This is a genomic window from Longimicrobium sp. (genome assembly GCF_035474595.1).
Lineage (GTDB): Bacteria > Gemmatimonadota > Gemmatimonadetes > Longimicrobiales > Longimicrobiaceae > Longimicrobium.
This window is the reverse complement of record NZ_DATIND010000046.1, coordinates 226778-239274: the sequence shown is the minus strand read 5'-3', so window position 1 is coordinate 239274 and position 12497 is coordinate 226778. Positions and strand designations below refer to the sequence as shown.

9 protein-coding genes are annotated in these 12497 nt (G+C 70.3%); 5 read left to right on the top strand and 4 right to left on the bottom strand.

What is annotated here, in order from left to right; translation table 11 throughout:
- Nucleotides 1-5 precede the first annotated feature (5 nt).
- Nucleotides 6-1310 (bottom strand): tetratricopeptide repeat protein, encoded by a 1305-nt coding sequence (locus VLK66_RS08890; protein ID WP_325309041.1) that lies wholly within the window; start codon nt 1308-1310, stop codon nt 6-8.
- 718 nt (nt 1311-2028) lie between these two features.
- Between VLK66_RS08890 and VLK66_RS08885 the strand changes: the two genes are divergently transcribed.
- A complete protein-coding gene (locus VLK66_RS08885) occupies nt 2029-4110 on the top strand; it encodes an alpha-1,4-glucan--maltose-1-phosphate maltosyltransferase (RefSeq protein WP_325309040.1) in 2082 nt (693 codons plus the stop codon).
- A 395-nt stretch (nt 4111-4505) separates the two neighbouring features.
- Here the strand turns inward: VLK66_RS08885 and VLK66_RS08880 are convergent, their stop codons facing one another.
- The 3 genes from VLK66_RS08880 to VLK66_RS08870 form a co-directional block, all read right to left on the bottom strand.
- Nucleotides 4506-6683 carry a putative bifunctional diguanylate cyclase/phosphodiesterase gene (locus tag VLK66_RS08880; RefSeq protein WP_325309039.1) on the bottom strand — a complete coding sequence of 726 codons (2178 nt, stop codon included), beginning with the start codon at nt 6681-6683 and terminating at the stop codon, nt 4506-4508.
- 540 nt (nt 6684-7223) lie between these two features.
- Nucleotides 7224-8075: a hypothetical protein gene (locus VLK66_RS08875; RefSeq protein WP_325309038.1), complete on the bottom strand. Its 852-nt coding sequence runs from the start codon at nt 8073-8075 to the stop codon at nt 7224-7226.
- Nucleotides 8076-8411: 336 nt separating this feature from the next.
- Nucleotides 8412-9674 carry a hypothetical protein gene (locus VLK66_RS08870; protein ID WP_325309037.1) on the bottom strand — a complete coding sequence of 421 codons (1263 nt, stop codon included), beginning with the start codon at nt 9672-9674 and terminating at the stop codon, nt 8412-8414.
- 400 nt (nt 9675-10074) lie between these two features.
- On the opposite strand from VLK66_RS08870, the gene VLK66_RS08865 reads away from it, so the two are divergent.
- The 4 genes from VLK66_RS08865 to VLK66_RS08850 all read left to right on the top strand — a co-directional run bounded on the left by VLK66_RS08865 (nt 10075) and on the right by VLK66_RS08850 (nt 12431).
- Nucleotides 10075-10272, top strand: a complete 198-nt coding sequence (locus VLK66_RS08865; RefSeq protein ID WP_325309036.1) for a hypothetical protein — start codon at nt 10075-10077, stop codon at nt 10270-10272.
- A gap of 64 nt (nt 10273-10336) precedes the next feature.
- Nucleotides 10337-10765 carry a type II toxin-antitoxin system VapC family toxin gene (locus VLK66_RS08860; protein WP_325309035.1) on the top strand — a complete coding sequence of 143 codons (429 nt, stop codon included), beginning with the start codon at nt 10337-10339 and terminating at the stop codon, nt 10763-10765.
- Between the two features lie 371 nt (nt 10766-11136).
- Nucleotides 11137-11715 carry a DUF2383 domain-containing protein gene (locus VLK66_RS08855; protein WP_325309034.1) on the top strand — a complete coding sequence of 193 codons (579 nt, stop codon included), beginning with the start codon at nt 11137-11139 and terminating at the stop codon, nt 11713-11715.
- Nucleotides 11716-11756: 41 nt separating this feature from the next.
- On the top strand, nt 11757-12431 hold the full coding sequence (locus VLK66_RS08850) for an SGNH/GDSL hydrolase family protein (protein ID WP_325309033.1): 675 nt from the start codon (nt 11757-11759) through the stop codon (nt 12429-12431).
- Nucleotides 12432-12497 lie beyond the last annotated feature (66 nt).

The following is a 12497-nucleotide window of genomic DNA, read 5'->3' as shown; positions in this document are numbered from 1 at the left end:
AGCGTTCAATCGCCTTCATGCGGCGCGCGGAGTTGCGCCCGCAGCTCGTCCATCTCTCGCGTGGCCCTCGCCATCTCCGGCCGGGTCCCCAGGCGCCGGTAGATCGCCAGCGCCTCCTCCAGCCGCGCCACGGCGCTCTCGGTGCGGCCCATCTCCCTCTCCCAGAGCGCGTACTCGTGCTGCGTCTGCGCCAGCTCGAAAGGGGGCGATCCCGGGGCGTGGCAGAGCTCCAGCGCCTGCTCGTAGAACACGAACCCCTCCTCCTCGCGCCGGGCGCGGGCAACGGCGCCCAGCGTCCGGTACGCGTCGGGGAGGAGCGTGGGCAGCCGGTGCACCACGGCCAGCCGCTCCAGCTCGCGCGCGGCGGCCTCGGTGCCGCGCAGGTCGCCCGCCGCCAGCAGGCACTCGGCCAGCGCCGCCAGCACCGCGCCGCGCACCGTCGGCGAGCCCTGCCCCTCCAGGGAGCGCCGGTACGCACGCGCCGCCGCGGCGTAGTTCCCGCGCGCCACCAGCAGCCGCGCGCGGCCGTTCTCGATGGGCAGGCGCCCGACCGGGTCGTCGGTGGCCAGCACCAGCGCCTCGGCGCGGTCCAGCCACTCGCCGCTGGCCTGCAGCTCGCCGGAGCGCCGCGCGACCACCGACAGGTTGCTGAACAGCTGCCAGAGCAGCTGCGAGCGCGTGCTCTCGCCGGCCTGCCCCACGCCGCGCTCGTACCACTCGCGGGCCTTCTCCCACAGCCCCTGGTCCACGTACACGTTGCCCACGCCCTGACAGGCCACGATGGCGCCCTCGGTGTCGCGCTGGGCCACGGCGACCTCGTAGCCCGCCAGATAGAAGCGCAGCGCGGGCTCCAGGTCACCGCGCTCGCGGGCCACGCGGCCCAGCCGGCGCAGCGCCAGCCCCTCCGCGCGCCGGTCGCGCGGCCGCCGCCCCAGGGCGAGCGCCTGCCGGTAGAACGCCTCGGCCGCGTCCAGCCGCGCCGCGTCCTCCTCCACCTCGCCCGCGGCCACCAGCGCGCGCGCGGCGGCGGCCTCGTCGCCCGCCTCCAGCGCGCGGAGGGCGGCAACGGAGTGGCGCATCACCGCGTCCACCCGCTCGCGCGCCTCCTCCGCCAGCGCGGCGATGCGCGCTTCCAGCGCGGCGACGTCGGCCAGGCGCCCGTCCACCGTGGCGTACGCGGCCGATGCGGCCCACGCGCGCCGGCTGTCCTCGCGCGATACGCCGATCAGCGCCTCGCGCAGCCCGCCCAGGTCGTCGACCTCGGGAAGGGCCTTGAGCGCGTGGTCGACTTTCAGCGGGCGCGTGGTCACGGTTCGAACAGTCCTGGTCTGCGTGGATGCGTCGCGTCCCGGCCCTCCGGTCCGCGCCCAGCCCCAAAGCACGCGCCGTTCCACGCGGGCACGCGACGGCGGCGGCGTGGTTGCTGGCGTTCCGGAGGGTCGGGGGGAGATGGAGATCGGATGGGGATATCACTTTTTGTGGCAGGGGGATGGGAAATCCGGCAGCGACTTCGGTGCATCTCGGGATCGGTTCACCGGGACAAAGCCTGTGCGCGCGTCCGGCTTACCGCGGGGATGGGCGGTGGCTAGTGCCCGCGGCATCGCGCCCTCTCCGGCCGGCCGAGGCCGTCCACCTCTCCCGTACCGGGAGAGGTAGCCGTCCCGCATCACCGCCACACCGAACCCTCATTGCAACCAGAGGCTGCAGGCCCCGCCGGCGCCGGACAGCCCCCCTCGCCCGGGACGGGAGAGGGCGAGCGCTCTCAGGCGCGGGGAGAGGGCTCCGCGGCGAGCACCGGCGCCCGGCCTGCACCGCTACCGCGCGGCTCACCGATTCCAGCGCACTCCCGCACTCCCGCACTCCCGCACTCCCGCACTCCCGCACTCCCGCACTCCCGCACTCCCGCACTCCCTTTCCCCTCGCCATTCCATCCGTTCCCCTTACCTTCATGCGCCCGCCCATGGCGCGGCGCTTGCGCGCGGCGCGCGGGCCGGAGAACGACCCTCGAACCACCCACAGGATCTGCAGATGCCGGAGACGATCGACGCCAGCCGGAAGATCGTGATCGAATGCGTGGAGCCGGAGCTGGACGGCGGCCGCTACGCCGTCAAACGCGAAGTCGGCGACACCGTGGAGGTGTTCGCCGACATCTTCAAGGAGGGGCACGACGCCATCGCCGCCGCCATCCGCTACCGCGCCGAGGACGAGGCGGAATGGCGTGAGGCGCCCATGCGCTTCTTCGACAACGACCGGTGGACGGGGTCGTTCACCGTGGACCGCAACTGCCGCTGGCACTTCACCGTCATCGCCTGGACGGACTGGTTCGGCACCTGGCAGAGCGAACTGCGCAAGAAGTACGACGCCGGCCAGAACGTCTTCCTGGAGCTGTACGAGGGCGCCCAGCTCGTCGCCGTGGCGGCGGCGCACGCGCGCGGCGGCGACGCCGCGCGGCTGAACGCCTACCTCGCCGAGATCCTGGGCGACGAGCGCGGCGAGGTCCGCCATCTCCACGAGGAGGCGGAGTTCGAGACGGTCGCCACCATCCTCGAATCCGGCGCGGGCGACCGCACCCTGGCCGACCGCGTGGCCGCCGCGCTGGACGCCGAGCTGCTGGCGCTGATGGCGGCCAACCCCATCCGCACCGACCTGACCGGGTACGACCGCCATCTCCCCGTGCAGGTGGACCGCGTGGCCGCGCGCTACGCCGCCTGGTACGAGCTGTTCCCGCGCTCGATGTCGGACGACGCGGCGCGCCACGGCACCTTCCGCGACGTCATCGCCAGGCTGCCGTACGTGCGCGACATGGGGTTCGACGTGCTGTACTTTCCCCCCATCCACCCCATCGGCAAGCAGTTCCGGAAGGGGAAGAACAACACGCTCACGCCGGGGGACGACGACCCCGGATCGCCCTACGCCATCGGCGGCGAGGCGGGCGGGCACCGCGACGTGCACCCGGAGCTGGGGACGATGCAGGACTTCCGCGCGCTGGTGGACGCCGCGCAGGAGCACGGGCTGGAGATCGCCATCGACTTCGCCATCCAGGTCTCGCCCGACCATCCCTACGTCGAAGATCATCCCGGCTGGTTCTACGTCCGCCCCGACGGCACCATCAAGTACGCCGAGAACCCGCCGAAGAAGTACCAGGACATCTATCCCCTGAACTTCTACGGCGACGACTGGGAGGGGCAGTGGCGCGAGTGGCGCGACGTGATCCTGCACTGGGTGGCGCAGGGCGTCCGCATCTTCCGCGTGGACAACCCGCACACCAAGCCGGTGCAGTTCTGGGAGTGGATGATCCGCGAGGTGCAGCGCGAGTACCCGGACGTGATCTTCCTCTCCGAGGCGTTCACGCGGCCCAAGATGATGAAGGCGCTGGCCAAAGCGGGGTTCACGCAGAGCTACACCTACTTCACCTGGCGCAACTTCAAGCGCGAGCTCGAGGAGTACTTCACCGAGCTCACGCAGACGCCCATGAAGGAGTACTTCCGCGGCAACCTGTTCCCCAACACGCCCGACATCCTTCCCGAGTTCCTGCAGCGGGGCGGGCGCCCGGCGTTCATGATCCGCGCGATCCTGGCCACCACGCTGTCGTCGGTCTACGGCATCTACAGCGGCTTCGAGCTGTGCGAGAACCGCGCGCTGCCGGGGAAGGAGGAGTACCTGGACAGCGAGAAGTACGAGGTGAAGGCGTGGGACTGGGACCGGCCGGGGAACATCCGCCCGCTGATCACGCGGCTGAACCAGGTGCGGCGCCAGAACCCCGCGCTGCACGAGTACGACAACCTGCGCTTCTACCCGGCCGACGGCGAGGACGTGCTGTTCTACGGGAAGATGACGGAGGACAGGACCAGCATGGTGTTCGTGGCGGTGAACCTGGACCCGTTCCGCGCGCACGAAACCGTGCTCCACTTCCCGCTGGGGGAGATGGGGATCGGCTGGGGAGACCCGTGGGAGGTGGAGGAATTGCTCACCGGCGAGCGCCACTTCTGGCACGGCGCCGACCAGTACGTGCGCCTGGAGCCCGACGCCCCCGGCCGGATCTACCGGGTGCGCGCCTGGCGGAGCTCGGAGACGGGGTTCGACTACTTCATGGAGCCGACGCTGGTGTAGGGAAGTACGAAAGTACGGGGAGTACGGAAGTACGAGACGGAAGTGCGGGAGTGCGGAAGTGCGGAAGTGCGTGGGGATGGTGAGAGGCGAGGCGGCGGTGCGTGCCCGAGGCCTCGCGCCCTCTCCCCGCGCCTTAGAGCGCTCGCCCTCTCCCGTTCCGGGCGAGGGGGGCTATCCGGAATCGGGGGGGCCTGCAGCCTCTGGTAGCGATGATGGTTCAGGGGGTCGGTGATGCGGGATGGCTACCTCTCCCGGTACGGGAGAGGTGGACGGCCTCGGCCGGCCGGTGAGGGCGCGATGCCAGCGGACGCGCACGTAAAACCGAACGGCAACAGCGCAGAGGCTGTTGCCGTTCGATTGTTACGCTCTTCGTCGAGAGCCGCGGATGCCGACCCTCACCACCGCGGCTGGGTGGCGACCAGCTTGTCGATCTCCGGGCCGGGGAGCGGGTGCGAGAAGAGGTAGCCCTGGCCGAACTCGCAATTCAGCGATCGGAGCTCGCTGAGTACCTCGGCGCTCTCGATCCCCTCCGTCACCACCGCGACGCCGAGCGCGTGGGCGAGGGCCACGATGGTGCGGACCAGCGGCAGGTTGGCGCCCTGGCCGCCCATCACGAACGAGCGGTCGATCTTCAGCGCGTCCAGCGGCAGGCGGTGCAGGTAGCCCAGCGACGAATAGCCGGTGCCGAAGTCGTCGATGTGCAGCTGCACGCCCAGCGCCTTCAGCCGGTGCAGCGTGGCCGTCACCGCGTCGGTGTGCTGCATCAGCACGCTCTCGGTGATCTCCAGCTTCAGCGTTCCCGGCGCGATCGCCGTCTCCGTCAGCACGCGGGCCACGCGCTCGGCCAGGTCTGCCTGCAGGAACTGCCGCGCGCACAGGTTCACGGCCATGGTCAGCGGCGCATCGTCCCCCTGCCTGTCCTGCCAGCGGCGCAGCTCGCGGCACGCCTCCTCCAGCACCCACGTTCCCAGCGGCAGGATGAGCCCCGTCTCCTCGGCCAGCGGGATGAATGCGTCCGGCGCCAGAAGGCCGCGCTCGGGGTGCTGCCACCGCACCAGCGCCTCGAACCCCGCGATCCGCCCCGAATCCAGCGAGATGATGGGCTGGTAGTGCACGCGCAGCTCGCCGCGGTCCAGCGCGCGCCGCAGCTCCGTCTCCATCCTGAGCCGCGCCATGGCCCGCGCGTGCATCTCGCGGTCGAACACCTCGTACTGCCCCTGCCGGGCGTCGCGGCTGCGCCCCAGCGCGATGGCCGCGTCGCGCAGCACGTCCTCGGCGCGCTCGTAGCCGGTGTAGCTGAGCGCGATCCCCACGCTGGCCCCGGTGGCCACCTCCGTCCCGGCAACGGGGAAGGGGCGGGCGAGCGAGTCCTGGATGCAGGCGGCCACGCGGCTGGTTTCGGCGATCCCCTCCACGTCGTCCAGCAGCACCGCGAACTCGTCGCGGGCCACGTGCGCCACCAGCGTCTCCGTCTTCACGCACTCGCGCACCCGCGCGGCCACGCCGGCCAGCAGCTCGTCGGCGGCCTCGCGCCCCAGCGACTCGCCGATCAGCGCGAAGCGGTCGATCCCCACCGCCAGCACCGCGAAGTCGCCCTCGCCGCGGCGCTCACGGTCGACGGCCAGCTCCAGGCGATGGGAGAAGAGGCCGCGGTTGGGAAGGCCGGTGACGGGGTCGAAGAAGGCGTTGCGCAGGAGCTGCCGCTCCATCTCCTTGCGCTGGGTGATGTCCTCGCAGCAGGTGACGATCCCCACCACGTTCCCGCGCGAGTCCTTCACCACGTCGGAGCGCAGCAGCACGGGGAAGAGGGTGCCGTCCTTGCGCACGTTCACCGTCTCGCGCATCCAGCTGGTCACCCCCTCCATCTCCTGGCGGGTGATGGGCTGCGCGTGCTCGGGCGGCGCGAACACGCGGGCGTGCATCCCCCGCAGCTCGTCGGCCGCGTACCCGTGCATGCGCGCCTCGGCCGGATTGGAGTAGAGGATGCGGCCGTCGGCGTCGGTGATGGTGACGCCGATCTGCATGGTCTCGATCGCCTTCTCCAGCATCCGCAGGGACAGCCGGCCGCGCGAGCCGGCGATGGCCCCCACGAACCCCGCCTCGCCGGCGTGGCTCTGGCGCCGGTCCAGGAGCACGCCGGCCAGCGCGGCCAGGTGCTCCAGCGCCTCGGCGTCCTCGCCGGTCCAGGTGCGCGGCCGCGTGTCGATGGCGCAGATGGAGCCCGCCACCGTGCCGTCGGCGGTGCGGATGGGGGCGCCGGCGTAGGCCACCTCGCCCATCCACAGCGCCGGGTTCTCGCGCACCAGCGGGTGGGCGCGCGCGTCCTCGACCAGGAGCGTGCGCCCGGTGCGCGCGGGAACGCCGCACAGCGAGCGGTGGAGCGGGGTTTCGCGGCGGGGCTGCCACCGCGCGCCGGCGGCGGGGCCGCACCAGGCGCGGCCTTCGGCCAGGGTGATGAGGGAGACGGGGACGTCCAGCAGTCGCTCGGCAAAGCCGGCGAGGCGGGCCAGCGCGTCGGGAGCGGGCGGCGCGCTGAGGCGCAGCGCCAGGGCTTCCAGGGTCGAAGCGGGCATTCGCTTCCCTGCGGCGGGAACAGGAATCATGTCTCCGTTATCACGAAGACGCGGATGCTGCTTGCGCCGTGCTTTGTGTGGAAGCCTGGCGGCAGGTCGGTATGGGGGAGATCGTCTGCGGAGATGCTGACGAACGAAACTAAACGCGCGTCACGTGGGTCGGTACGTCTTCGTTCGCTTTATGCGCAAAGCGGCCAATCTTCGATTTAGCCGTATACGCCGCATTCCCGTTTCCCACCGCGCACAAGCTCTGCGTTCGCCAAGACTTACGGGCGATTTACCAGACCAGAGCGGGAACCGGGTGTTTGCGCTTGAAGGCACGAAACATACCGAATCTGTAGCATGGACCCGGTCACATCGCGGACCGGAATCTCCCAAAAATCTCACGCGGAGACGCGGAGACACGGAGACGCAGAGGAACTCCGTTGGGCGATGAGTTCTCTGCGTCTCCGCGTCTCCGCGTGAGATTTCAGGAAAACCGGGGGATGAAAACGGGAGATGGAGATAGGCGCATGGATGACCGGCTGACCATGCGCCGACTCAGCCGTACAGCGCGCCGGCCCGGCTTCCCGGGAGCGGGCGCCGCCGCTCGCGCGCCTCCTCGCGCAGATCGCGAAGCTCGGCGTTGAAGCGGTCCGCGGCGCGCCCGAACAGCTCCTTTCGCGCGATGGTGGACGGGTCGCCGTCCACCAGCTCGCGCATGGCCCGGCGCAGCGCGTGGTCGGTCGCGTATCCCGCCCCCCGCGCGGAGTTCACGATGCTGCGCCCACGCTCCTCCAGCAGCGACGCCGCCAGCAGCACGCGCATCCACGCCAGCAGCCGGCGCGGCGCGGGAAGGCCCTCGCGGCGGCACCACCCCGCCACCGTGCGCGGGTCCGCGCCGAAGAGCGCGGCCATCTCCGGCGCACCACCGCCTTCCACCGCCGCCTCGCACGCCGCGCGCAGCAGGTTGCGCGCGTTCTCGGACGCGTACGCCGAGAGGATGGCCTCCACGCGGCGCTTCAGCGGGCGGGCGCGGGCGTCGCGCAGCCGCGCCTGCACCGCGGCGGGACGCGTCTCCAGCACCAGGTCCAGCACCTGGCTCACGCCCCAGCCGAACAGCGCGCGCAGGTCGGCCGCGCGCTCGGGCTTCAGCGGCAGCGCGGCCACGAGCGGGATGCTGGGCCGCCACTCCAGCAGCTCCCGGATCCGCGGCGACGGGCCCTCGCCGGGCGCAGAGCCGAGATAGGCGTCGGCCAGCACGGTCGTGGCGGGCGGCGCGGTCGCCATCGCCTCGGCCAGGTCGTCCCACCCGTTGAACCAGCGCGGCTGGTAGATGCCGGTGCGCCCGGCCAGCCGCCGCAGCGCCGGCGTGGCGGTGATGAGCACCGTGCGCTCGTCCGCGCGCGTCACGGCACCGCCCATTCGGCGCGTGACACACTCATTTCATGCAGTCGGTGTGTGGCTGCGTCCACGTTGACCCCTATGTTTCGGTGTTCGCGTCTCACCCGTTCTCACACAGAGAGGTCAGCTCCGATGAGAAGCAAGCTCGCGCTCGCCCTTGCCACCGCCGCCCTGCTTGCCGCCTGCGGGCAGTCGCCCACCGCGTCGAACCGTCCCTCGGCGCCGCGCTATGACGGCGGGAGTACGTTGGGTAGCGGGCACGTCACCACTCCGCCGGACACTTCCGCCGCCACGGAGACCACTTCCACGACGCCCGGGGGGAACGGCCTGGGTTCGGGCCACTGATCAATCCGGGAGGGCCGGCACCAGCGCGCGAATCACGTCGGATGCGACTTGGTCTGCCGCTGCCGTGCGCCGTGACACCACCGGCACACGTTCGGCCGCGCCCTCCCGCTTTCTTGCCAGCTCCAGCGCGGCTTCGGCCTTGAACCGCACATCCGCCTCACCGCGCCGGGATGCGACCGCGAGCGCGGCTTCAAACGCGTCGATCGCCTGGTCCCAGCGACGCAGGGTCGACGCTCCCCTTCCCATTTCCAGGAACGCCGCGGCACTGAGGCGGTCGATGCCGACCGTCGCCTCGCATTCCCAAGCTCCTGTCCAGACCGCGTCAAACGCATCCTCATCACACGCCCCACCCGCCGCACGCGCCGCGGCCGAATAGGTCTGGAATCTCTCCGCCGGATCCGGAAGATGGCCGGCTACGCAAAGAAGCACCGGCAGCGCACGGCCAAAGTGGCCCTGGGCTATCCACAGGTTCGCGATATCGTGCGCGAGAGCCGGTAAGCGTTCATGGTCGGAGAGATAGATCTCCATGGCTCGTACGCCGTACTCTTCGGCCCGGGCCAGCTCGTGCCGTTCCGTCTCGATCACCATCAGGTTGTGCAGGACCTCCCCTTCGAGTACCCGCGATCCCTGACGCGTCGCGACGAACAGCGCTTCTTTCAGCCGCCGCTCGGCCATCCCGAAATTTCCGCCCGTGTACGCCAGCATCCCGAGGCTGCTCAGCGCGATGCTCTGCGCGTATGCGTCGCCCGTCCACACCGCCACGCGGTGGCTCCGCTCCAGCCAGAACTCCGCCTCGCGCATGCGGCCGTTGCCCCTCAGCATGCGGCCCGCGGCCCACGCGTAGCGCGGGTGGCGCGGACAGACAAGCGCTGCCAAGAGCATGAACGCCTGTGCGGTCGCGCCGGCGTTCCGCGCGAGCGCCCAGTCCGCGATGCAGAAGCACGCCTGCGCGACCTGGGCGCGGTCCGCACGCTCCGCCGCGAGCTGCGCCGCGATCACCGCCGCGGCGGGCCAGCACTCGTCCTCGTCCAGCCGCGCCAGGGCGTGCTCCTCGAGGGCCGCCAGCTCGGCCATGGGCGGCCCGGGATCGTTGCTCCACGCCAGCGCCGTCCGGAACAGGGAGCAGAGCACGACGCCCATACCGGATTCGAGATCCGCCATGATTTCCGCGCCGGGAACGGCCGCGCCCGGAATGGCGGCGGGATGCACCATCTGGAGGGGGGCGCGCGGAAGTTCGGAGACGCTGCGACGGCGAGCGCCCATTCTGCCTCCTCATTGTCGCGGGGCCGCGCGCCGCAACGTCCCGGCGCGCCCGATAGATGCCTTACATCTTACAAGGACAAAGGGGACAAACACAGTGCCGGAAACGGGCTTCCGCCACCCGCCCCCCAACCGCATGCGAAACGACACGACTTCCCGGCACGGACGAAGATTTTGGCTACTCCTAGCCCGAGCTGGCGCAGACGGAGCGGCCGCATCTCACGACATAGCTTGGAGATGAAGAGAAAAGTGCCGTCCAGCTTGTCGATCGATGTGCTGCCGGAGGCCGGTAAGTAGTGGTAAAAGCGCGGGTTAGCCCACCTTCTTGCACTCTTGACAGCGGCGCCGTTCGGGATGAGAGTTAAGGCGATTTCCGCGACTCGACCCTCATGTGAGCAGAGACATGGAAACGCAGCTGAACGACCTCGACACCCTCGACCTCTGGCCTCAGGACGAGGACGAGGTGGAACGGATCGTCCTCGCAAGGATGCGCGCCGCCGGCGTCCAGCTCGCCACGGAGCCGCTCTCCCGGCCGAGAATCACCGTCAGGCAGCGCCCACGGTGGTGGGCGTTCATCCTCCGGACGCTGCGGCTCACGTGAGCAGCCTCTTCTGGGACGCAAGCGCGCTGGTGAAGGCCTACGTGAATGAAGACGGAACCCGAACGTGAAGAGTGCGATGGCTCTCCGGAACGTCCGGGGTTTCGTATCCGAGTTCGTAGCGCTGGAACTGCTGTCGGCTCTCGGGAAGAAGCGTCGCTCGGGCCTGATCACCGCCTCGCGATACCGAACGGCTGTGCCTGAGTTCCACAAGGATTTCCCGCGCGCGTTCGACTTCTTTCGCGTGGACGCTCCAGTAGTGGCGGATTCGCTCGCGCTCGTGGAGAAGCACCATGATCGCGCCACCGGGGCGATGGATATTCTCCATCTCGCCAGTGCCCGGAAGGCGGCGCTGCTCTGTAAACCGCTGCCGTTGGTGCTCATCTCCTGCGACCGCCCTCTGCTAGAGGTTGCCCAAGCCGAGGGGGTGGCCACCTATAATCCCGAAGCGGAGCCTCAAGCCGCCCTTCGCGCGGCGTTGTGGCTTCGCTCCTAGCCAGCACCCGCGTCCCACCGAGGTCGAATGGACCCCTCACGCAACGAGCAACTCCGCGATGCATATCGCGAAGCTGCGTCGGATCCTGAGTATCAAGCGGAAATGGCGGAGATCGACCGGGCATTCGACTGCACGCTGCTCGATGGGCTGGACGAGGAGCCACACCGCACTCCGCCTGCGGACCACGAGGAATTTGCGGCATACCGGAGCTTCGGGCTGAAAGGAGTGCGCGAACAGCTGGCTCGCAGACGAAAACAAAGGCCATAACACCAATCCTCCCCCACCATATCAATCCGGACGCTGCTTCCGGTTCGGCACGGGTTTCGCCTTCCCGCCGCTCTCCCTGTGAACCCGAACGTGGAGAGAGTGACATGGCCGATGAACCCGTGAGCGGCGCGAAGCTGATCGCCGAGCTGAACGACCTGCTGCGGCTGGACCACGACGCCATCGGCGCCTACACCATCGCCATCGAGAGCGTGGAGAGCGTCACCTACCGCGAAACGCTGGAAGGCTTCCGGCGCGACCACGAGCGCCACGTGCGGGAGCTGACCGAGCTCGTCCGTGCCGCCGGCGGCACCCCGGCGGAGGGGCCGCACGCGTCCAGCAGCCCGTTCAAGCTGGCCGTGCAGTCGCTGGGCAAGCTGGCGGGGAGCGACCGCGCGCTGATCCTGGCCTTCAAGGCCAACGAGGGCGAGAGCGTGGCGAAGTACGCGGCCGCCGCCGAGCGCCCGCATCCCGACGCCATCGCCGAGGTGCTGCGCCGCGCCGCCCGCGACGAGGAAAAGCACTACGAGTGGGCCGAGAGCCGCCTGAAGCGCCTGGACGCCGGCCCCGGCACGCTGCTGGGCAAGGCCGAGGCGGTCGGCGAGGCGATCCACGGCGCCACCGCGGCCGCGATGGAGGGTGTGGGACGCAAGGCGTCGGAGATCGTCAACAGGGTGAAGGGATGATTCGACCCGCGCCCGCCTCGAGGGGCGGGCGCGAGTGCGGCGTGCGGACCCGGATCCTGGAGTCGAGCGGATGGCGGGGGGAGGGCGGAGCGTGGTGCTGCTGGGGCGATTCGATCCTGGACAACGGGGCGTACACCAGCGGCGGGCCGCAGGTGGCCGCACAGGTGCAGGCGGTGCTGCCGGACGGCTGGCGATGCGTGCTGGCGGCGGTCGACGGCGCCACCACCGGCGACGTGCCGCGGCAGATGGGCGACGTGCCGGACGATGCGGCGGTGTTGGTGCTGAGCGCGGGCGGCAACGACCTGCTGATGCACGTGAACGTGCTCGACGAGCCGGCCACCGGCTCCGCGCAGGTGCTGGCGCGGCTCGCCGAGCTGGCCGACGGCTTCGAGGTGGACTACCGCGCCATGCTCCGCCACGTCATGGCGGCGGGGCTGCCGCTGGTGCTCTGCACGGTCTACAACGGCGGTTTCCCGGACGCGCGGATGGCGCGGCTCGCGGCCACGGCGATGGCCGTGTTCGACGACCGCATCCTGCGCGTGGCGCTGGAGCACGGCCTTCCCGTCATCGAGCTGCGCGCCGTGTGCAACCGCCCGGAAGACTACGCGAATCCCATCGAGCCCTCGTCCATCGGCGGCGAGAAGATCGCCCGCGCCATCGCCCGCGTGGTAGCGGAGCACGACTTCACGGTACGGTGGACGGTGATCTACACCTAGCGAATCATCTCCCGAAGGCCGTTGTTGCGGTTACCTCTCCCAGCAGTTTGGGAGAGGTCGAAAAAT